Genomic DNA, 22,521 nt, shown 5'->3' with positions numbered 1-22,521 from the left:
GCATCAGTTGGTAGCCGGACTGCCTTCCTCAATAAGTTTCGACACATCAGAAACGGTGAATGAGCCCGGTTTCTGACGTGGCGGGAACTCTTTAAAGCTCTGTAGCATTTCAGTGGCATATTTCTGCGCACCGCCCAGCAGGAACAGACGATCATAGAACCAGTGGTTGTAATCCATGCCATCGGTGCCTTTTTCCAGTGGATCGATTTTCAGGTCAAATATCAGCGGTACACGCAGTTTCACGAATGGGTATTTCCATACGTCCATACCTGAACGTTCCTGAATCATAAAGTGCGCTTTCCAGCGACCATAACGCATCGCCAACAGGTCGCCGTCATCACTCCAGTAGAAGAATTCTTTGCGCGGATCCTCCTGAGTTTTACCGGTGATGAAATCAAGTTGGTTATAACCATCCAGATGCACTTTGTAGGTCATGGCACTGGTTTTATAGCCTTTTAGTAACTGCTGTTTAATGTCCGGCACGCCCGCTGCAGCCACCAGCGTTGGGAACCAGTCATTACTGCCGATGATGTCGTTAATTAGCGTTCCGGGTTTAATATGTCCCGGCCATTTCACCATCGCAGGTACGCGGAAGCCGCCTTCCCAGCCTGTATTTTTCTCACCCCGGAACGGTGTGATACCGGCATCGGGCCAGGTGGCCGTCATCGGGCCGTTATCGGTGGTGTAAACAACAATGGTGTTGTCTTCTATGCCGAGGTCTTTGATTTTCTTCAGCACTTCACCGACGATTTTGTCGTGCTCCACCATCCCGTCGGCATAGTCACCTAAACCGGTCACGCCTTTATCGGACGGTTTAATGTGCGTTTTGTTATGCATACGTGTGGTGTTGTACCAGGTGAAGAACGGCTTGTTGGCTTTGACCTGCCGCTCCATAAAGTCGTTGTTCGCCGCCAGCGTCTCTTCATCAACGGTTTCCATACGCTTGGTATTCAGCGGACCGGTATCCTCAATTTTCCCGTCTGCGCTGGACTTAATGACGCCACGCGGGCCGAATTGCTTCTTATATTCAGGATCTTTCGGGTAATCCGGGTTCTCTGGTTCTTCTTCCGCATTCAGGTGGTACAGGTTGCCCATAAACTCGTCGAAGCCATGTGCGGTAGGCAGAAACTCATTGCGATCGCCGAGGTGGTTTTTACCGAACTGACCGGTGGCATAACCCAACTGCTTGAGAACGCTGGCAATGGTCGGGTCTTCCTTTTGCAGCCCTTGCGGCGCACCAGGCATACCAACCTTACTCATCCCGGTGCGGAATGGCATCTGACCGGTAATGAACGAAGAACGGCCAGCCGTGGAACTCTGTTCCGCGTAATAAGAAGTGAACTTGGCACCTTCGGCCGCAATACTGTCGATATTGGGCGTTTGATAGCCCAGCATTCCCTGATTGTAGGTACTGACGTTCCAGTACCCGATGTCATCACCGAATATCACAACGATATTGGGCTTCTGATTATTTTGCTCCGGCGCCGTCGTGGTATTACTTGCCGGGGCTGCATAAGCGCTGGTCGCACAGCAGGCGACAGATAACATTGAGGCGAGCAGCGATTTGCAAAATGGCACTTTTGACATTTCTGTGCTCCAGATAAGTGGACTCTCGTAGGAAAGGCAAAGGGTTCGCCCGCCCGGTCAGATCGTTCGACATTAAGTTATGTGGTGTGCCTCCTTAGTGATTCGGGTCAGAATGTCCGGCTGTAATTGATGCCAAAAAAGTAGAGAGAAGGATTGTCATAACGCCCTTTAATCAGCGGAGAGGAGACGTGTGAGGAAGCGATGTGCGCGTATTCGAAGGCGCCGCCGATGCTGCTGGCAGGATCAAGTTGGTAACGCGCACCCACGCCCCAGCGCCAGGTATCGCCGGACGGCATCGTCAGAGAGGTATCCTGCTGGCTGCGGTAAAAGCTGCTGTCGAAGGCAACGCCGGTATTCAGTGTCCAGTCAGAAGTGAGTTTGAATTGTGTGCCCAGTGCGAGGTGCCAGGTATCACGTAGACGCCCGTTGTCGCCCACCTGATTGCCTGCCACGGTTATTTCACTGTTGCCGTAATCGCTCCAGTCCTGCCATCCCGCATCACCCATTACAGCCCAACGTTCATTCAGCTGATGGAAAAGGCTGAGCATGATCTGCTGCGGGGTATTGACGGTGGCCGCGATGGGTAATGTCCAGGAAGGGGAATTATTGAGCTGGTCAAGCCGGACAGTGTTGTTAACGTTGAAGTGATAATTTGTCCGGCTGGTATAGGTTAATCCGGCACGCGTCTGCGGGTTAAACTGCCACAGCGCACCCACTTTTCCGTTGAGCGCCCAGTCATGGTCGGACAGTTCATCGCCACGAGCGCGCTTTATTTTTAGCAGGCCATAGTTAATACCCACCCCTGCCCCCAGCGAAAATGCATCGTTGAGTTGCCAGGCCAACGCGGGCATCAGGGTAACCGCCAGGAGCGTGCTGTCCTTGATCAGGTTTTCCCCGGCCCAGTCGCCGAAATGCAGGCCGAGGCCGTAGTTGCCATAAAATCCTAATCCGGCACTCACGGTTGGGCTGATCCGTTGCGTGTAAAAAGCGCTGCCGCCGGGAAACCAGCCAATGACATTGCCGGGGCTGTTGCCGCTGAGTTGTGCATCATCGTCCAAGCGGTAAGGGGCATCGCCATACAGTACCTGCGCACCAACCGTGAGCATTTTATCAGGCAACATTGTCATGCCCGCAGGATTGGTAAAGAGCGTTGAGGCATCCTGCGCACGCGCCGCCTGACCTGCACCGGCCAGACCTATATCATCAGTACCAATTTCATATAGATAAAGTCCACTTGCGCATGCTGATGAGGTATTAAATAAAATGGCCAAAGCTATTATTTTGCGCATGGGACTTTCTCTTAAACAGGGTTAAGAACAGGCGGTCACACTCGTCCAATAATTTTTCAAAAATTCCCAGATCACTAAAGTTAAGACGGATAGTGGTTAGTAGGGAATTTGAATTATCTCTGGCAGCAAAACAAAAAATCATCCAAGTAGAGAAAGGCCCGTGCAGTTTAAGAATTAAACATAACCCGAGGATAAGATTGTTTTATTTACATTTTGATATTTAACTTAGTCACAATTTGAATTTCAGCAACATCAATGTAAGGAATTAGTAAGGCACTTCACAATTCTTTGAATAAAATCAAACTTATGAGCTGACAAGATTCATGAGTACCAAACATCTCTTATTGTTTTGAATTTACAGCATTTATTAATAGGTAATAATTGTTTCATAAATAAAGAGCCGAAATAAAAAAAACTTAAAATCAATCAGTTATAACAAACCGAGTATTTGCTGTTTTTTTCGGAATTTCGCCATTAGGAACATTCTTACTGATGTTAAGAAAATTTGGAGCTGTAAGGGATTTGTAATAAAGAGACAGATCACCTTTAATCCACCATCCATGTATGGTGACATGCTCAGTTAGACTGAATGAATCTCCTACCCCGCAGTAAAAATGCCAGTTGAGTAATAATATTTATTTATTTGCTTTAAACGAAACCTCGGCTAATCATTTCATAGCATTTAAAGATGTCTTTCCTTTCAAATCATAAGGGTGAAATAATGAGAAAAATATCGGTTAGCATGATAGCTCTGGCCTTAACAACTCTGATGTGCTCATCTGCTTTTGCTGCAAAAGAGATCACTAAAGAAGAGGCAAAACAGTATGAGAAAGTGGGTGAAGTCAGCACAACCAAAGAATACACTGCGCCATCAGATGCTATGAAAGATATTTCACAGAAAGCTGATGAGTTGGGTGGGAAGTATTTTGTTATTACTTCAGGTAACGAAGGTGACAAAATTCGCGGCACCGCAACCGTTTATAAATAGAATTTTGTGATGCCCTGGAATACAGGGCATTAATTCTATTGTGAAAAACGTATATATGCATATCATTCATAACGGAAATCATTCCGAGAAAATATCGAGTTCATGCCAGAATCGGGTATATTGAGTATCACAAAGTACGGTTATGAATCCATTATCGCACCTGCCGAGTGGGCAGCTGTTCTATAACATCACTTCCCTACTGCTTACCTTGGCAGCCATTAGATAATTCAAAACCGAATGACTCATAAAGACATCGCGCAGCCATCAGTTTGTTGAACGCCCAAATTGTTGAACGCCCAAAGCTGAACTGCTGAAAATTCTCTTTCATCGCAACGCTTCATAGCTTCGGCAATTAATTTTCTGCCCAATCCACTGTCGCGACAACCGTCATCAAGGATGAACCATGGCAAGTGCGCTTCGTTGTTTCCAAGATCTTCGCCGTCAATTGTCACAGAAGCCAACCAGATTGATCTGCTCCCCATTGATTACCCTAATTCTTTCACTGTCGAGAGAGAGACCTCACATAGATATAAACTGCGGTCAGCTTGATTCAAGAGGTTATTGGGAAACACCTAGCGGGTTTACTTTTATGCGCCAAAAGATAAGAACTCAGGTGAGATTGGTTATTATATATTTGTTTAAGAAATATCTAGCTACTTCTATAAGTGTGCTTATCAATAACATCAAGGAAAAAGATTAAACTCGATTTCAATTAATACAGCCAATAATAGATGTATAAATCTATATGATAGGTTGGAAAAATGACTAACAAACAACGCTTAATTGAGCTTTATGAAGAGACTTTGCTTTTGAGTAGCCACATTGAACTTGATCATCATGCAAAGTATCCGATCACTGTTTTACACCCTAATCAGAAACCAGAAGATCTTACGGAAGAAGAGCTGATCAAACTAATCACAGCATTAGTTACTAATATGACTGGTCAGGTGTGTTAATCGAAGGGGCGAATGCCCCTTCTTTTATGGCTCAGGTACAACTGAAATCACTGAGAAACCAGCAACCCCCGTTACACCAACACCTGGGCTATTAAGCCGGGCTGTATCCTGCAACACTGCTTCATGCACTTCACTTTGCGAAGGCTCACCATCACTTTCTAAAAATACTTCTTCAGAACGGGTTTCATTACCGTCTCTATGTTCATAAGTGATTTTGTATTTAGTGCTCATCTAACATCCTCCTTTTAGTAGGAGATGTAATTTTAGACGATAGGAGCCATAAAGCCCCGTTGGTGGTACAAGCAACAAGCGGCGCGTGGCTGAAACGCTGGCAGAGCCTGCCTATCGTGTGCAGGTACGAATGACCACCATAAACCTGTTTACGTTAGCGTATGCCAACACTTCGGGCTTGAATGCGCCTGTTTAATCGTGTTTGGTATGAGGTTTTGAGACGCTGGCACGCTCTTCTCGCTTCAAAGGTAACTTCTTTACGAGGTTGGGCCTGCAAACTACTCGCCACTATGAGATACCAAAGCCAAGTAACAATCACAGTGGTATTTGTACGGGAAAGAATTTAAGCAATTCCTACATGCAAATGAGAAAGGAAGGTTATCCTAACTCATTGTTTCATAAGAAATGGAAGTGATTGGTGCGAAGGCCGGACCAAATAAAAACACACAACTAATTGAAAAATAATAATTTAACTTAAATAAGATGGTAAAGTGACCTCTAAAATGACCCCTATCAATTTTTCCAGTTGATAGGAGCTCATAAATCAACAATACCTAATGACGGATATAATCCATTCCACAAATTTCCACCAAATATTTTTCAACATTTGCAAGCTTAGTATTAGAATGTTGTTTTTTACCACTTGATATACAGCTTCTTGTTAAAGACTGAGATACTATTATTTCGTCTTTAGCTCTCGTAAAGGCGACGTATAACACACATCTTTCTTCAAAAGAACTGTCAGAATATGACCAAAAAGCATCATCTTCGAATCCTAGCAATAATACAACTTTATATTCCAAACCCTTGCACTTGTGAATATTCATGATTTGAACGGCATCTTTCCCACAAAAAAGAGAAATGATTCCGCATGCAGATTTTGAAATTGGGAAAATCTTCTTCAACTGAGCTGTTAGCTCTTTCCAAGTGAAATCAACAAAATCTTTTGATTTATATTGGGGCCATTTCGCTTTAAAAGCCTTGAAATCCATTTTTTTAATCACTTGATTTATAAATGTAATTATTTCATCAACATTTTTAATATTGACTTCTCTTTTTTTACTTGAGAAAAAATTCACAAAATCGTGTAAGGTTGACTGATCATAGTGTTTACTTAGATCCAAATAATGTAAATCTTGATAAAATTCATTTATCTCCTCCCATGCCTTTGGTGAACGTGAAAGCAAACATTCTAATATCAGACTAAAAATAACCCCAAGCGGCTCACTCAAAGAATCCTGAAAAGCACCATAAACAACATGCTGAATTTCTTTACCTTTCAATCTATCACAAAGCTTTTGAGTGTACTCCAAAGGTTTTTGTTTAGTAATTACGCATATTTCAGAAGGCAATATACCTGATGATATTTTTTCTTCTACAACCGAGGAAAAATAATCTGCCTCCTTTAAATCATCATCAAAAAAATGAAATGAACACCCCCCCGCTGTCAAAACTGGTAAATTATCAAATTTCCCACTCTCAACAAATATCACAAACTTGCTTAAGAAAGACTTTACATTCTCGCTGGCTCTAAAATTATTTACTAACATTTTTTTCTCTGGAGAGAAATCTCTTTCAAATTTATTATAAATTTCAGGGTCTGCGTTAGCCCATCTCATGATGCTTTGATTTAAATCCCCAACACAAATCAATTTAGCTCTTTGGCTAGAGAATAAGATAGAAATAAGTTCATATTGTTCTATAGTCGTATCTTGAAACTCATCCAGAAATATATGAGTATAACTTGCAGTAAAAAGTGTAGATATTTTTCCATTATTCCTTACTATTTTTATAGCTAGTTTTATTATATCGTTTATGTGAACCTTTTGCTTTGTTGACTCCCCCTTAAATATAATATCATATCCTGTATCAGGTCTTTCACCCTCACTCAGAGAAAGTCGAAACTTATCTACAATGCTTTTTGCAAAAGCATGATAAGTTTTGGATGAAAATCTCTCTTTTGTAAGCTCACTTCTTGCAGATACTCGATCCTTCACATTTTTAGCAGCTTCTGTTTTGAAAGTAAGAAAAAGAATTTTCTTCGGCCAGGGGCAAATATTATTCTCAATGAGGAAAACAGATTTTTGCGCAAGCATTTCAGTTTTACCAGCGCCAGGGCCAGCAAGAATTGACAATGAGGAAAGTTCAAAAATTATATCTTTAAGCTCATCAGTTTGAATAATAAAATCATCAGGGTCCCATGTGAAAGCTTTAGCTTTACTCATCGCAAATCTCTCCTGCTCTAATAGCAATTCTTTTCAGAACCGAGGGAATATTTGAAAGAAGATTTTCAGATTGGATTTTGTTTATTAATCTAATATGCGAAGCAGGCTTGCTTTTATTACTCAAAAACCTGTAATTATACCAAATAAATTTGGTAAGATAACTTGCATCTTTTTTATAATGCTCATCACCAACATGACCTTCTTTTAAAACAGCTTTAATTATCTCTTCTTTATTGCCATCAATATCCTTTAGCTTTTGAGGCCCGATTTCACCATATTCTTTATCCGGGGAACAATACACTTCCGGATAACCATTTATCATCAAATAGTCGATATCTAAGGGCGATGAGAAAAATATGCTTTGCCCCTCAAGCAAATCCATGATGTTAAATTCAGCCCCATCATCATATTCGATAATATAATCAAGTGGATTTTCTAAACTATCCCACTTTGGAAGCCCATCAAGTATGCTTTCGTTTATATATTTTATTTCTCTATACTTAATTAATTGTTTAATTGCATTTTCTATTCTACCAAAGCCACCACCATTTCGCCCAAGGTCCAAATCGAGCAGTGTTATATACGGTGTTCTGAGTGATTCGAGCAATCGCCAAAAATGATTGACATGCCTCCCTCCCAATGGAGCAATACTAATATTTTTAGCATCTATGTTATAATCATAACACTCAAACACTCTAGGTAATATTACTTGTTCACTGTCTCCCTCAACCAAAATAACAAGCTTTGAAAAGTATATTTCCGGATAGGCTTTAACAGCTTCATTGATAAATTTAAACTCCTCATCTTTATTTTCTGGTAAATATATCCTGCTAATGAAGCTAGATAATTCCTTATAAGAAAATTGCCTCACTTGGCTCGGTTCTACCCTAGACATTATCGCCGTAGAATGAGTTGACAAAATCATTTGAAATGAGCCTTTGGCTGTGTAAATTGAAAAAGCTTTTAGTATCCTCCCTAAATAGTTAGGTGAAAGATGATTTTCGGGCTCTTCTAGCGAAACTAGGCTAAAAATAGGCATCCTTAATTTTTTAATATCAAAGCCATGGTAGTCATTATCGAACCCTGATTCTTTTATTTTACTTTCGATACAAAAAAGAGCATGAATTATTGCAAGGTATAAAAGGGATCTCTGCCCGTCACTCAATAGCTCAGAGGATATATTACCGCCTTGCTCATTTGGGCTAAGGAAAAGTTGAGTTAGCTTCATTAAATCCTCCACTGAGCTGAATGGAAAATTTAATTCTGCGTTTGCAATAAATTTTTCTTTGTATAGATTGCCCCACCCATCATTAATTGAGTTAGAAATCAAATCAAGAGACTTATTAGACTTAACAATATTTATTAACTCAGCAGCTTTCTCCCTATAATCCCCTCTTATGCCTTGTTCCCACTTGGTTGCTTTTAACAATCTACCTAAGATTGCTGTTGACGAAAAAGCCAACTGTTTTAATGGGTCCCTGCTAGCAGGTACATAATGCACCTGTATCGAATTCCTTATAAGCGGACTTAATTTTACCTTACTTTCTTCTGGAGGAGACTCTTCATTACTCGTAATAATATAAACATTATCATCAATATCCCCTACATCTGAAAACTCGTAATTTAAAGTTGCTTCAAGTCTAACTCTAAATATTACATCTTCATTATCGTCAAGAGTTAACTGTTCTATTATAGTTGGAACAGAAATGTCATCAGCTAAATTTTCAAAACCAAACCATACATCAATATATAATTTTTTCTCTCCGACTTTATCTTCGTCAGGATGAGAGTAGAAATCTGAGCTCTTTAAATTTCTTATAGAAGTATCAACACTAAAAACCTTATTAAGGGCATCTAATACAGCGCTTTTTCCTGAACCATTACTGCCTATCAGAACAGTTTTATCAGGATCAAATTCTATTGTCTGAGGAAGTCGCGGGGAATAACTTCTGAATCCACTAATTATCATTTTTTTCAGAAACATAAAAAATCCTTTAATATGCCAGATGATTGACCCACTTGTTAGGTGTGCCTTACGTGGAAAGAGGTTGAGTAACTGGGACTAATCTATGCTTGACCTGCACAATGATTGTACGATCTTATTCTTTTTTTTATAAGCATTGCTTACATATTATCTGACAACAATGTTTGTTACCTCCGCGCGCAATGCTATCCCCGCCACGCCTGCCCGCTTTATGCATCACTTTTCATGCAGGTGCATGCTACGAGCCAGGCCGCGCCCGGCATGGCCTGAACGGAGATAAACGATACATGGTCTTGCATGCAGATCCATGCACGCTATTCATGCACAGCTCTTTACAAAGCGGCTCGCCAGGAAAAAGCTTCAGAATGACAAAGGGCAAATACAAAAAAGCCGCTGGTTGTGCAGCGGCAGTATGGGGGATTAATGAATCTGGCGGAATGCAGAACCATAACGGCCCAGCGTCTGACGTTCCTTTACCGGTTCCGGTGGTGGTGCCGGTACTTTTTCCGGCTGTGGCGGTGCGGTGATTACCTTTGTAATGCTCTCATTCGTCTTGAAGGTGCAGGAACAGTCTAGGTTAGTACACTGCTGATAACGTTCTTTTACATGTGATCCACTGTTGCTATTTAGATAATCTGCCCACCATTGCACCATAAGACGGCGCTCTTCAAGGTGCTCAGCTTTATGGATATACGCAGCTCGCACACCATTTCTTTCCTGATGGCTCATTTGCCTTTCAACCCCATCGCGTGACCAAAGCCCCGACTCAACTAAAGCGCTACACGACATGGCCCGGAAACCATGGCCGCATATTTCCGTTTTAGTGTCGTAACCCATTACTCGCAAAGCATTATTAATGGTGTTTTCGCTCATGGGCTTTGTCGGACGATGATCACCTGGAAAGATAAGGTCTCTATTGCCGCTCAATTCTTTGATTTCTTCCAATAGCGCCAGAGAGCTTGCTGCGAAAGCGGAACAAGATGGACGGTACGCATCTTAGAGCCTCGATGAGAGTGTTTGACCCCTTCAATAGCTTCACGCTGGGCAGGAATAGTCCAAAGTGCTTTTTTAAAATCAATTTCTCCCCACCGCGCAAATCGAAGTTCACTGGAGCGGATAAATACATACAGGCTGAGTTTCAGCGCCAATCTGGTAAGTAAGCGCCCCTACTGGCTTCAACACGCTGAAGAAATTCAGGCAGGCGTTCCAGTGATAAAGCTGGGCGATGAGTCGCTTTTCTGGTTGCGATTGCTCCAGCAAGGTCTTGAGCTGGATTTCTTTCAATCAAACCGCATTGAACGGCATAACGCATTATGCCCGTAACACGCTGCTGTAGACGCGAGGCCACATCCAACCGACCGCTTTGCTCTACTTCACGCAAGGGGTGCAATAGATCCCGTGTCGTTAAGTCGGCGATGTTCCGCTTTTCGATGGCTGGAAGTATGTTGCGCTCCATATCTCGCCATACTCTCTCTGCATGGCCATCCGACCAGCGTTTGTTACTCGCATGCCAGTCGCGAGCTACCTTCTCAAAAGTGTTAAGCGCAGCCTGCTCTGGTTGTTTAATTTCTTCTTTTTTAGCATTGGGGCTAATGCCATCAGCAAGCAGAAGGCGGATTTCATCGCGTTTTTCGCGTGCTTTAGCCAGCGTGATCAGAGGATGTGCGCCGAGTGCAGCTCTGCTCTCTTTGCCTTCAAAGCGATATTTAAGATACCAGCGTTTAGATCCGCTTGGTTTGATAAGAAGATATAGCCCATGGCCATCCGTGAGTTTGTATTCTTCTTCACGAGGCTTTGCGGTACGTGCCGCAACGTCAGCTATAGGCATGATTTGGGGGTCAAAAGTTTATCGAAGCGAAGTGACCCCTATCTTGACCCCCAACTATGCTGGATGTCAACGGATGTACTCGGACGGATTTAGATCAAAAAAAAAGCCTTTCGGCTTTAATTTTAGGGACTTATGGGCTGTCCCGGACGTTCTCGTATCTCTCGATGGTGCCGAAGGCCGGACTCGAACCGGCACACCTTGCGGCGGTTGATTTTGAATCAACTGCGTCTACCGATTTCGCCACTTCGGCACTGAAGAGGATGCGGAAAACGTTGGGGATTATACCGTTACACGCTCAGCGCGCAAGCCCCTTTAACAGAGATATGCGCTAAGCGGCGAAAAAATCAGCGGAAAGTGCTGTAAATCCACTAAATGCAACAAGGCCAGCCTTCCGGCTGACCTTGTCTGGTGTTGCAAAGCTTAAAACGTAAACCGCTCTAAACCTGCTACTGACGCGAAATCATCTCCGCGACATTTAACTGACTACTTAGTGCGAATGGTCGTAATTACGTTGTTTCAGTTTATCTTCGACCTTGTCTTTCGCTTCGCCAATTTTCTCACCTGCCCTTTCGGTTACGCTGGGCTTGGTATCACGCGTTTGCGCATTCAGTGGTGTATTGCCGGTAGTGTTCACACCATTGGGATTAGTAGCAGCCGCAGCGGGTGACACACCTGCACTGCTTGCCGTTTTTCCGCTATTCGGTGTTAGCGCACCTTCAACCGCTGCGGGTGTCTTCCTGTCGATGTCCACTTCCTGACGACGTACGGTATCGTTCACTGTTTCAGTGCGATCGCTGCCATCTTTCCGCACCACCACTTCCTCTTTCACATTGGTGGTTTTGTTGATCACCGGCTGTTCGTGCGACTCGGCGACTTCTACCGTTTTTTCCGACCAGTCCACCTCACCGGTCAGCGCTGGCTCATTCACAGAGCGACGGAAAATATCAGCATGCTGCTCATGCAGCGAAATATCTTTTGCGACTTCATCGGTCACAGTATAACGGCGTACACGGGTTGAACCTTCGCTAACCAGACGTTTACCCACTTCCAGCTGCTCTTCAGCCAGACGTAGAATATCTTCTTCACTTTCATCGCCAGTGAGAGAAGTTCGCAGTGGTTCAACTTTGCTACGGCTGCGATCATTAGTTTCGCCCGCAAACTCACGGCCTGCAGTAGGATTTACTGCACGTTCGCCCGCATTTTGCTGTGTCGAGTCGGTAAGCGAACTCTTCATACGTGAAGGAACATCAACCGAGTCATGGGAATGAAGGATGGTCATTGCTTTGGCCAGCTTCTCTTCCTCGGTGCGCAACGAAAGGACTACGCCGCCTTTATCCATCGCTTTACTGTAAATGTCCGCCTGATCTTCATCTACTGTATGACCAAACAGACGCTGCCAGATGCTTGGATGTCGAATAGCTTTCCCTTCTGACTGCAAACGTTCACCACTGATTAAACTGATATCTTGATCAGGAAAACCGGCTTTCAGGAGATTTCTTTTCGCGGCATCTGCCTGAATTGCAGAATCGAACAATGTTACGATTTTTTCGTGTGCCATGATTATTCCTCTCTTGTTAGCTATTTATTACCGATCGTCTTCTTTCTCTATGTTTACCTGCTGCTTGCGTCGAGTTACCACTTCCTGAAAAGGCACGGTCTCCTGAACCTTTCGAATGTGGATCTCTTCCTTAAGCACCAGTTTTCTTACTACAACAATTTCTTCCTCAACGACCGGAACGATAAGTACGCCGTTTTCTTCCCTGATTTCTGGCATGGACTCTACGTGTTGCGCTTTAGCCACATGCTCAACCTCAACTTTTTCCTTATTAAGCAACGTATTGATCACTTCGTCATGCTCAGTTGTGGAACGGGTTACACGGACACGACCATCCACAACTTTCTGCTTTGTCAGCTCTATCTGCTCTTCAGCGAGCTTCAGCGTGACGTCAGCTTCTTTATTGTGTTCCGGCTGCCCAGCCATATTCTCTCCCGCATATCTTCTCGATAATTAAATATTCACACAATCTCTATGAGTGAGATGAATATTCGCCGCAACTGCCTGACACAGTGATTAAGCCTAGATGATAAATTTGAGTTTGGAAGAAGAAATAATAATTTTTATTGATCACCATTAAATTAAACCCAAATGTTAAAGCCGTTAAAATCACTATAAAAGCGAAACATCATAAAATATAAAATCAACCTAACTCACTGATGATTAATGAAAATAAGCAACGCCGATTTTTCACACCCAAACTTACCAAAACCCGCACCCTGCCTGGATTCGATCAACTAAACGCAGCGCGAAATTTACATTTCCCAGGACTAAGCGCACTTGTTTATATCTAAGTTTTAATAAATATTAATTAATATTTCAGACCGGGAACTTAAATAATAAAAGGCACGTCCAAGCCACTTTTAAAAATACAAACCAATGCTTATATCGACACTGATTAAAACAACAGCAGATTCATGCAGAATATTCTCAAAAGGAGAAGCGACCTGTATTTAATTGAACTTTTATCGTTCAGACTTCTCTGAATTGGCCAAGGCCAGTGAAGATAATTAAATGACTGAGGTTGAGATGAAAAAGTTACAAAATTTGGGATGGGGTTTAGCCGCGCTTTTCGTAGCAGGTAGCGCATCGGCAGCAAGTTGGCAGGATCAACTCAGCAGCGCAGCGTCGCAGTTGAATCAGCAGAACAACAGCACTTCCACCAGCAATACTCAAAGCGCGCAGAACAGTGGCTTATCGCTGTCATCACTCACCGGTTTACTCAACGGCGGTGACAAAGCAGTTAGCGCCAACAGCATGACCAACGCAGCAGGCGTGATGCAATATTGTGTTGAGCACAATGTGGTGAAAAACAATGTGCAGTCGGTGAAAGATCAGGTACTGAGCAAGCTGGGCCTGAATACCACAACCGCACAAGAGCAGAAAACCGATTACCAGCAAGGCGTGGCCGGTTTGCTGAATACCGGTAACGGTCAGCAGTTGAATCTGCAAACCTTGAGCAACTCAACCATGGGCGAGAAGCTGAAAACCAAAGCGTGTGATGTGGTATTGAAGCAAGGCAAAAACTTCATTTCTTAATCGCATGTTGATCGAATAAATTTAAGCGTATGAACAGGATGTCATGCGCTTATTCCCCCTTTCCCCGCTGTTTCTCCGCAAATTTAGCGCTACGTCTTTTACCCCTTTGAATCGTTTCTCATTTCTTTACGACAACACGTAAAAAATCACCACGGCGAGAACGCTAATTGTTCGCGTAACCTGTGCCGCAGCAAACTGCTGATCCCTGTCGTTTCCTAACGCATCATCCAGCGTTATAGTGAGTTTTTAGAATCACACAGGACTGCACGTATGAAAGGCTTCAACATTGCGATTTACTTCGATCCCGATCTCATAAAAGCCTGCGTACACGACCCGGATGGCAGCTATATCAACAAAAAATTCGAGTACGAAGACGGTGTAATTGAAGAGATATACCAATGGCTTGAACAATACGAACCGAGCAAAACGCATATCTGCCTGATTGAGAATGAAACTGCCGAGTTGCTCGCAGATGAGCTGGTCGATAGCGGCTACCATGTGCATCAGGTCACCATGCATCAGTTGCTGAACTGGTTTGCAGCTGAGCCGCCTTCTACGCCAGATGGCACACCGATGCGCGCCATGCTGCGCTACCTTGAGGAAGAACAGCCGCGCGAATATGAGTCGCGTACGCCGCAAACCGAAGAGCTCATGGAGATGTTTGACGAGCTGGATGCGCTGGAGATGGCGGACGATACCGATGATGAAGACAGCTTGCCCGACGCCATTTTGCGCATTATGAAGAAGCAAAAAGTGAATGCCACTCACGCTGCTCAGCAGTTAATTCCCGACGTGAATGAGCGCATCCGTGAACATTTGATGCAATATCCTGAATTGATGACGCCTGAAATTTTACAAGACTTCTTCCCGGAACTGTTAGAAGCGCTGGAGCGCCCGAAACACTAAAAATGTGCGTCAGCATCCCGCTGACGCTTCATTCATAGAGGGAAACGGCATGCTGGAACTCTTAAAAGCTATCGGATTAGGATTAGTGGTGATCCTACCGCTCGCCAACCCGCTCACTACCGTGGCGCTGTTCTTAGGATTGGCTGGCGACATGAGTTTCAGCGAGCGTAATCATCAGGCCTTTCAGGCTTCAGTTTACGTTTTTGCCATCATGATGGTGGCGTGGTACGCCGGTAACGCGGTGCTGCACACCTTTGGCATCTCGATTCCAGGCTTGCGTATTGCGGGTGGATTGATTGTCGCGTTTATCGGTTTTCGCATGCTGTTTCCGACTAAAGCGGCAGGACAATCGGTTGAAGCTGAACAAAAGCTGGATGAGCTAGAAAAGAAAGAAACGGTGAATATCGCTTTTGTGCCGTTAGCCATGCCGAGTACCGCCGGGCCTGGCACCATTGCGATGATCATCAGTTCAGCCTCTACAGTAAGAAGTGGCGAAGATTTCCCTGACTGGGTCATCACTGTGGCGCCAGTTATTATCTTTTTTTTGGTGAGTCTGATTCTCTGGATTTCGCTGCGCTGTTCAGGCGGCATTATGAAGCTGGTCGGCAAAAGTGGCATTGAAGCCATTTCGCGCTTGATGGGCTTTTTGCTGGTCTGTATGGGCGTGCAGTTTGTCATCAACGGCGTGCTGGAAGTGGTTCACGCGTTTCATTGAGATTCTCGGTCTTCAACTCACTCGAGCAGCCTTTTCACTCTCATCAACAACTCACTCGATCAGTCTCCTCCCCCACGTGTGGGGGAGGATTAAGGTGGGGAGCATTGCGCAGAGGAATATCCTGCCCGCTGTCCCCCATCCTAACCTTCCCCCATAAATGGAGGAAGGGACCGATCGGAGAATGATTAACCTTCCCCCATAACGGTATGGGCGTGCAGTTTGTCATCAACGGCGTGCTGGAATTGGTTCACGCGTTTCATTGAGAGATTCGATCGGTCTTCAACTCACTCGAGCAGCCTTTTCACTCCCATCAACCACTCACTCGATCAGTCTCCTCCCCCATTTATGGGGGAGGATTAAGGTGGGGGGCATTGCGCAGAGGAATATCCTGCCCGCTGTCCCCCATCCTAACCTTCCCCCATAAATGGGGGAAGGGACCGATCGGAGAGTGATTAACCTTCCCCATAAATGAAGGAAGGGACCGATCGGAGAGTGATTAACCTTCCCCATAAATGAAGGAAGGGACCGATCGGAGAGTGATTAACCTTCCCCCATAAATGGAGGAAGGAACCGATCGGAGCAGATTAGTGTTGAAGTGACTTACGTACTTCCGCTACCTGATCTTTGCTCACCGCTGGCGCCTGGTTGCTCCAACCCTGGCGAACGAAGGTGGCGAGCTGCGCCACTTCTTCATCACTCAGGCGACTCCCAAAGCCCGGCATCGCCAGCGTCGACGGTGCTTTCTCTGTTGACGGTTGCTGAGCACCCACCAGAATGGTGTGGATCAAACCGGTTGGATCTTTCGCATTCACGATGGTTGCCTGATCCAATTCCGGGAAGATCCCCGGCGCACCTTTACCGGTGACAAAATGACATGCGCCACAGTTGTCGAGATAAAGACGTTCGCCTTCGCTCAGGTTTTTCGCTGCCGTCAGTTTGGCTTCAGTCGCCTGCTGTGCCTGCACATTACTCGCCTGCAACGCTGGATTACCCCCAATGAACTTCAGGTAAGCCGCAATCGCTTTCAGATCGGCATCGGTCATGTGTGAGCTGCTGTGTTCAATAACAGACTTCATCTCACCGCCCACCGCAGCTTTGTCATTACGTCCAGTTTGCAGGTATTCAACAATCTCCTGCTCACTCCAACGCGGCATACCACGCAGCGAAGGCACATCCCAGTTATTCAGGCTGCCACCCGCCAGGAATTGATCATCCCCGCTGTCGAGCGATTTCTCGTTCATGCCTAAACCACGTGGCGTATGACAGCTGCCGCAATGGCCGAGACTTTCTACGATATAAGCACCGCGGTTGATCTCTTCAGATGCGCCGCCAATGGGCTGGAACGGTTTGTCCGTGGTGAACGCCCAGTTCCAGAAACGCATGCCCCAACGCTGGCTGAACGGGAAGCTCAGCTTTGTTTCAGAAGGCTGTTCAGCACTCGGCTTCACACCCTTCATGAAGTAAACGTACAGCGCGTGCATATCGGTGTCGCTGATCTTGGCGTAGTCCGGGTAAGGCATCGCCGGATAAAGGCGTGAGCCGTCCGGCAGAACGCCTTTACGTACCGCGTCAGAGAACTGCTGCTCGGTGTAATTACCGATACCGTGCTCTTTGTCTGGCGTGATGTTAGTGGAGAAGATGGTGCCAAGATTCGACTCAATCGCCAAACCCCCCGCGTAATCGGGCTTACCCGAAACCGAGTGGCACGCCATGCAATCGCCAAGACGAGATAAATACTCGCCCTGCTTGATCAGTTGAGCGTCATCTTCTGCGTGCGCCTGCACCGCAAATCCGCTGGCAAGCAGCAAGGCGTTGGCGAATAAGAATGATTTTAAATTCAGCTTGTTCATACGCTTACGCCTGTACCAGTGGGCCGGGATTTTTCAAATAGTGATCTTTGATTGCTTGTGCCGCCATCAAGGTAATCGCGCCGATGGTATCGGTCGGGTTAGCCTGGAAGTTCTGCGGGAAAGCGTTACCGCCCGGTACAAAGACGTTATGCACGTCCCAGCTCTGCAAGTACTTGTTCAGTGCTGAAGTTTTCGGGTTGTCGCCCATTACCGCGCCGCCCACGTTGTGGGTGGAAACGTATTTGGTCAGGTCAAAGTCAGCGCCCATTGGCAGGAAGCTCATGCTGGAACTGTCTGGATTCAGCTCTTTCGTGATGTTACCCACGATACCTTTCAGGTGTTGCTGCAACTTCAACTCGTTCTCTTTCCAGTTGAAGGTCATGCGCAGCAGCGGCAAGCCGTGATGATCGTTGTAGTTCGGATCCAAATCCAGATAGATGTCACGGTACGACTGGCACGTCGTGGTGATACTGATCTTCATGGAATGGCCGTACCACTCTTCCAGGCCTTGCTTGTAGCCCATGCCCCAGGTTGGCGTGCCTTTAGGCAGCGCGGTGCTGATTGGCGTACCGGTTGCTTGCGAACTGTGGATCTTCGCGCCGCCAAGGAAGCCAAGTGCAGGACCATCAAAGTTGCCTGGCGAGATGTCATTAAACATCTGGCCGGTTGCGCCTGCAGTCGCATACGGGTTGAAGTTTTTGTCTTTGAAGAACAACGTCGCACCGCCGTTCGACAGGAACGCGTAGTTACGTCCTACCACACCCTCTTCAGTGATTGGGTTGTACGGCTTGCCGATACCGGACAGCAGCATCAAACGCACGTTATAAAGCTGGAAGCTGCTCAGTACCACGATTTTGGCAGGCTGGAAGCATTCGTTGCCCTGCGCATCAATGTAGATCACGCCTTTCGCGGTTTTCTTGTCATCGTTCAGCACCACTTTGATCACTTCGGCGTGCACTTCATAAGAGAAGTTTGGCATGCGCTTCAGTGAATCCATCACGGCAGTTTGCGGTGAGGCTTTGGAGTAGTTCAGGCACGGATATTTACTGCAATAACCGCAGTAGTTACACGGCGCAATCTGGTTGCCGTACGGGTTTTTCCACGCCCGTGATACGCAAGCAGACGGATTCGGGAACGGGTGATAACCCAGTTTGGTCGCCGCTTCTTTGAACATCACGTTGTTAAGCGTGTCATCCAGCGCAGGCAGCGGATAAGGTTCTGAACGCGGTCCTTCAAACGGATCTCCGCCTTCAAGGATTTGGCCGCGCAGGTTGCCGGTGTTGCCAGACTGGCCGCAAATCAGCTCAAACTTATAGTAATAAGGCTCGATCTCATCCCAAGTGAACGGGAAATCCATCACGCGCATATCTTCCTGCAGGATGCCTGGCTTGTACGCCTCATCCACGTAGGTTTTCAGTTTGATATCAGTTGGGGTTGGACGGATCAAAACGGCCGTCCAGTGCATACCTGCGCCACCCACACCGGTGCCCGGTGCAAACGCGCCCCATTTACGGGTCGGCAATGCGGTCTGGCTGGTGTTATAGCGAACCGTTACCGCGACTTCTGCCGGGGTCGCAAACACTTTATTACGCACCGCGTATGCATATTCATCTGCCGGTTTTGGGTAAGCGAATTCGTCGTAATCGCGATCGCCACCGCGCTCCAGCGCGCGCACTTCAAGCCCAGCCAGCGCCAGCTCAATACTCATCAACGAGCCAGCCCAGCCGAGGCCGCAGACAATGACGTCGACTTCTTTTTTAGTAACCTGTGCCATGATAATCCTGTTTCAAATACCTGATGCGGGATGCACGCTTAGGCGCGCTCACCTTTAATACTCACTGGGCCTAGCGGATACGGAACGTTGTGCTGTTTCACCCATTCGGTGAAGCTGGCACGCGCGCCCGGGAAGCCGATAGCAATCCAGGCTTTCATGCCTTTGTTGCCGCCGTACATAGGGTCCGCGAGGTAACCGTGCTTGGTATCGGAAAGCAGCTGGCTAAAGAACTGAGACGCTTTCAGGTTCTCTTCACCCAATGCGGCAAAGTCGATACCGTTTTTGCTGATTTTTGTCAGCACGTCATCTTTCTCTTGCTCAGTAAGCGCATGGAAGGATTTTTGATAAGTGCTCTGCGTCCACTGTTCAACCAACTTAATGCTGGTCTTGTACAGCTGCTGTGGTCGGAATGGGATCTGATATCCCATGGTGGCCGGCGCGTTGATATTGAACGGGCCTTGCATGTAGATTTCGCTGCCAAACTCTTCGCTGTGCAGTTGCTGATCGATAAAGATCGGCACGTTGGTTTCCAGTGCGCCTGGTGCTTTACCGTTGCCGCCAGCCGGAATCAAACGATCGGTCGCCGCAAGAATAAATTGCCACTCATCTGCACTAAAAAATATCGGTTTGTAGTCAGCTAATTCCGGTGCTGCCAATTCCGCAGCTTGCGCTGCAGTTATTCCTTTAAATACCAGCTCACTTAATGGCAATGCCAATAATGAGCCCAGTAAAAATTTACGCCTGGTGGTGGGTTTTTGAAGAAGCATAGCCGCACGACTCTCATTTGCTCTCTACTAAACATTACTCAAGCTATCGCATGGCGGCACGCTCATTAATTCGCCAAAGACTTACTTAAGTAAGTGATGGGAGAACACGAGCGCAACCTACACGCGTATAACTTAAACAAGGCGAAGTAGAAGTAATTATTATGTGAATAACGAAACATATCGGTTAATAACCTGGCAATCTTAGGGATATGGATATGTCTAAATGTAAAAATTGAAATTGAAATGTGTTTTAGTGAAAATTTATCATCGTGTTGCTGAGAGGTTGCCGGCAGGTAACAAAATTTGAGGGAGGAAATTTAGGCTAAAACCGCACAATCATCGGGTAATTGAATCAATATGCTGAATCATTAACCACTATTATTTCCGTAATGTCATCATCACGTAAAATAATCGATAAAAATAAATCATACTTCCATACAAGAGAATTATTCTCATTGGCAACATTATATTTACTTTCCCCCGGTTGCAAACCGATATAGCCGTAATAAGCAGCAAATCAGAATAGGTCGGTTATTTTCCGGGCGGATAAAAAATACGCAACGCTATTTACCGGCGTCGTTCTGTTTCAAATTGTTCATCTGCCTGAAAGCCTGACGCAATATTTATGCAAAGCTCAGAACAAAGCGGCATTTTGACCTTTCTCATTGCCGGATAGAGTAGGTTTATCAATTACTCAGGATAAACCTCATGCGTAAATCGCTACTCGCGTTGCTGGCCACCATGACGCTAGCTACCACCGCTCAGGCGGCAACACCCACAGACACCCTGGTCGTCGCCGTGCCGCTGGATGGCATTATCAGTTTTGATCCCGCCGAAAGTTTTGAGACCGTCAGCAACAGCAGCCTGCGTAACATTTATCAAACACTGCTGGAACCGAATCATCAGGATGCGCAGCAGTTATCGCCGCTCGCCGCCCTAAAATGGCAAGCCGGGAAAACGCCGCACAGCCTGATATTTGATCTTAATCCGCAGGCACGTTTTGCCAGCGGTAATCCGTTAACGGCACAGGATGTCGTGTTCTCGTTAACGCGTGCGGTGAAGCTAAACAAAGCACCCTCTTTTATCCTCGGCGAGTTTGGTTGGACGCCAGAGAACATCGACCAGCAATTTACCGTGATCAACGATCATCAACTTGAACTGCGCTGGCCGGCGCAAATCGGCAACGATCTGGCGCTGCGGTTGTTAACGGCGCCCGTGGCGTCGATTGTTGACAGTAAGCTGGCGCTGCAACACGCCAGCAATGATGATTTCGGCAATGGCTGGCTCAAAGTGCATTCTGCGGGCAGTGGCGCTTATGCTATCAAGCAGTTTATTCCGCTGCAGGCGCTGCTGCTGGACGCCAATGCCAATGCGAGTCCAAAACCGCATCTGAAACGCGTGCTGCTAAAAGGCGTGGCCGATCCCGGTTCGCGGCGTCTTCTGATTCAACAGGGCGATGTTGATGTGGCTTACCAGCTCGGGCCAGATCAAATCGCCGCGTTAAAAACCGACGCGGGTGTACGTATTGATGCCTTCCCGTCTAGCCTGGTTTATTACCTCGGCTTTAACACCAAAAGCGCCCAGCAACCCGCACTGGCGAACCCCGCGCTGTGGCAAGCCGCCCGCTGGTTAGTCGATTACGACAGCGTCGCCAATCAGCTGCTCAAGGGCCAATACCGTATTCATCAGAGCTTTTTGCCGGATGGCTTTGACGGTGCACTGAACAGCACGCCTTTCCATTACGATGTAGATAAAGCCAAAGCGATTCTGCAAAAAGGTGGCATCAAGCCCGGCAGCCATATTGCGTTAACCGTGGTGAATCAGCCGCCTTATATTGACGTCGCGCAGGCGCTGCAAGCCAGCTTTGCCAAGGCGGACGTAAATCTGGATATTCAGCCGGTGGCAGAGTCAGAGTTATGGAGCAAAATGCGCGGTCGCGACTTTGAATCGATCTTTGTTTACTGGGGTGCGGACTATATCGACCCAAACACTAACGCAAGCGCCTTCGCCTATAACGTTCCCAACGGCGGCAAAACGCTGGCATGGCGCGTAGGTTGGGAGATTCCCGATCTCAGCGCAGAAACCCGCACGGCGGCAGGCGAAAGTGATGTCGCGAAGCGCCGCGCGCAATACGCTGATTTACAGACCCGCGTTCAGCAAGATTCACCTTATGTGGTGATGTTACAAGGTGCGACGCAGGTCGCGGTGCGTAACAACATCAGCCACGTGCGTCAGGGCATTGGCGTCTCGCTGCTCAACTTTGAGGAGGTCCAAAAGTAAGGTTTTACGTCCCGCCGAGTTCACGCCTGGCGGGACGCGTCCGTTTT

At 46.3% G+C, this 22,521-nt stretch carries 16 protein-coding genes, 1 tRNA gene and 3 pseudogenes; 6 read left to right on the top strand and 14 right to left on the bottom strand.

What is annotated here, in order from left to right:
- Positions 1–3 precede the first annotated feature (3 nt).
- Together ACF2G4_RS16990 and ACF2G4_RS16985 are read right to left on the bottom strand one after the other, a co-directional pair.
- Positions 4–1,587, bottom strand: coding sequence for an arylsulfatase (locus ACF2G4_RS16990; RefSeq protein ID WP_215847737.1), 1,584 nt, complete (start codon positions 1,585–1,587; stop codon positions 4–6).
- Positions 1,588–1,694: 107 nt separating this feature from the next.
- Positions 1,695–2,876: an OmpP1/FadL family transporter gene (locus ACF2G4_RS16985; RefSeq protein ID WP_409075188.1), complete on the bottom strand. Its 1,182-nt coding sequence runs from the start codon at positions 2,874–2,876 to the stop codon at positions 1,695–1,697.
- Between the two features lie 721 nt (positions 2,877–3,597).
- Between ACF2G4_RS16985 and ACF2G4_RS16980 the strand changes: the two genes are divergently transcribed.
- A complete protein-coding gene (locus ACF2G4_RS16980) occupies positions 3,598–3,864 on the top strand; it encodes a YdgH/BhsA/McbA-like domain containing protein (RefSeq protein WP_215847739.1) in 267 nt (88 codons plus the stop codon).
- A 196-nt stretch (positions 3,865–4,060) separates the two neighbouring features.
- On the opposite strand, the pseudogene ACF2G4_RS16975 reads toward ACF2G4_RS16980, so the two are convergent.
- A pseudogene (locus tag ACF2G4_RS16975) lies at positions 4,061–4,331 on the bottom strand (GNAT family N-acetyltransferase); the annotation flags it as partial.
- 294 nt (positions 4,332–4,625) lie between these two features.
- On the opposite strand from ACF2G4_RS16975, the gene ACF2G4_RS16970 reads away from it, so the two are divergent.
- Positions 4,626–4,820 carry a hypothetical protein gene (locus tag ACF2G4_RS16970; RefSeq protein ID WP_409075187.1) on the top strand — a complete coding sequence of 65 codons (195 nt, stop codon included), beginning with the start codon at positions 4,626–4,628 and terminating at the stop codon, positions 4,818–4,820.
- A gap of 24 nt (positions 4,821–4,844) precedes the next feature.
- Here ACF2G4_RS16970 and ACF2G4_RS16965 read toward each other — a convergent pair whose 3' ends face one another.
- The 8 genes and pseudogenes from ACF2G4_RS16965 to ACF2G4_RS16930 all read right to left on the bottom strand — a co-directional run bounded on the left by ACF2G4_RS16965 (position 4,845) and on the right by ACF2G4_RS16930 (position 13,069).
- Entirely contained in the window at positions 4,845–5,051 is a 207-nt protein-coding gene (locus ACF2G4_RS16965) for a hypothetical protein (protein WP_332626710.1), read from the bottom strand.
- A gap of 554 nt (positions 5,052–5,605) precedes the next feature.
- Complete coding sequence (locus ACF2G4_RS16960) at positions 5,606–7,276, bottom strand: UvrD-helicase domain-containing protein (RefSeq protein ID WP_409075186.1); 1,671 nt, start codon at positions 7,274–7,276, stop codon at positions 5,606–5,608.
- Positions 7,269–9,260, bottom strand: coding sequence for an ATP-dependent nuclease (locus tag ACF2G4_RS16955; RefSeq protein WP_409075185.1), 1,992 nt, complete (start codon positions 9,258–9,260; stop codon positions 7,269–7,271). Before ACF2G4_RS16955 ends, ACF2G4_RS16960 begins: the two co-directional genes overlap by 8 nt.
- A gap of 420 nt (positions 9,261–9,680) precedes the next feature.
- Positions 9,681–9,830 (bottom strand): annotated as a pseudogene (locus ACF2G4_RS16950) (transcriptional regulator); the annotation flags it as partial.
- Positions 9,831–9,878: 48 nt separating this feature from the next.
- A pseudogene (locus ACF2G4_RS16945) lies at positions 9,879–11,088 on the bottom strand (tyrosine-type recombinase/integrase); the annotation flags it as partial.
- Positions 11,089–11,253: 165 nt separating this feature from the next.
- Positions 11,254–11,338: transfer RNA gene (locus ACF2G4_RS16940), tRNA-Leu, on the bottom strand.
- Positions 11,339–11,575: 237 nt separating this feature from the next.
- Positions 11,576–12,646 carry a YsnF/AvaK domain-containing protein gene (locus tag ACF2G4_RS16935; RefSeq protein WP_409075184.1) on the bottom strand — a complete coding sequence of 357 codons (1,071 nt, stop codon included), beginning with the start codon at positions 12,644–12,646 and terminating at the stop codon, positions 11,576–11,578.
- A 27-nt stretch (positions 12,647–12,673) separates the two neighbouring features.
- Positions 12,674–13,069, bottom strand: coding sequence for a DUF2382 domain-containing protein (locus tag ACF2G4_RS16930; RefSeq protein ID WP_215847758.1), 396 nt, complete (start codon positions 13,067–13,069; stop codon positions 12,674–12,676).
- 603 nt (positions 13,070–13,672) lie between these two features.
- On the opposite strand from ACF2G4_RS16930, the gene ACF2G4_RS16925 reads away from it, so the two are divergent.
- From ACF2G4_RS16925 to ACF2G4_RS16915, 3 genes are all read left to right on the top strand, one after another.
- Complete coding sequence (locus ACF2G4_RS16925) at positions 13,673–14,182, top strand: DUF2501 domain-containing protein (RefSeq protein ID WP_215847759.1); 510 nt, start codon at positions 13,673–13,675, stop codon at positions 14,180–14,182.
- Between the two features lie 270 nt (positions 14,183–14,452).
- Positions 14,453–15,088, top strand: a complete 636-nt coding sequence (locus ACF2G4_RS16920) for a hypothetical protein (RefSeq protein ID WP_243078681.1) — start codon at positions 14,453–14,455, stop codon at positions 15,086–15,088.
- 49 nt (positions 15,089–15,137) lie between these two features.
- The gene (locus ACF2G4_RS16915) at positions 15,138–15,803 is read left to right on the top strand and encodes a MarC family NAAT transporter (RefSeq protein WP_243078682.1); all 666 of its coding nucleotides are present in this window, start codon (positions 15,138–15,140) and stop codon (positions 15,801–15,803) included.
- Positions 15,804–16,387: 584 nt separating this feature from the next.
- Here the strand turns inward: ACF2G4_RS16915 and ACF2G4_RS16910 are convergent.
- From ACF2G4_RS16910 to ACF2G4_RS16900, 3 genes are read right to left on the bottom strand one after another with little or no spacing between them, the layout of a single operon-like run.
- Positions 16,388–17,653 (bottom strand): cytochrome c, encoded by a 1,266-nt coding sequence (locus ACF2G4_RS16910; RefSeq protein ID WP_243078683.1) that lies wholly within the window; start codon positions 17,651–17,653, stop codon positions 16,388–16,390.
- A 4-nt stretch (positions 17,654–17,657) separates the two neighbouring features.
- Entirely contained in the window at positions 17,658–19,427 is a 1,770-nt protein-coding gene (locus tag ACF2G4_RS16905) for a GMC family oxidoreductase (RefSeq protein ID WP_215847761.1), read from the bottom strand.
- A gap of 38 nt (positions 19,428–19,465) precedes the next feature.
- Complete coding sequence (locus tag ACF2G4_RS16900; RefSeq protein WP_332626691.1) at positions 19,466–20,194, bottom strand: gluconate 2-dehydrogenase subunit 3 family protein; 729 nt, start codon at positions 20,192–20,194, stop codon at positions 19,466–19,468.
- Positions 20,195–20,902: 708 nt separating this feature from the next.
- On the opposite strand from ACF2G4_RS16900, the gene ACF2G4_RS16895 reads away from it, so the two are divergent.
- The gene (locus ACF2G4_RS16895) at positions 20,903–22,474 is read left to right on the top strand and encodes an ABC transporter substrate-binding protein (protein WP_409075183.1); all 1,572 of its coding nucleotides are present in this window, start codon (positions 20,903–20,905) and stop codon (positions 22,472–22,474) included.
- Positions 22,475–22,521: the final 47 nt, after the last annotated feature.

Source organism: Pantoea phytostimulans (assembly GCF_046118715.1).
Classification (GTDB): domain Bacteria; phylum Pseudomonadota; class Gammaproteobacteria; order Enterobacterales; family Enterobacteriaceae; genus Pantoea; species Pantoea phytostimulans.
Note: the sequence above shows the minus strand (reverse complement) of the source record. Positions and strands in the feature narration are given on the sequence as shown.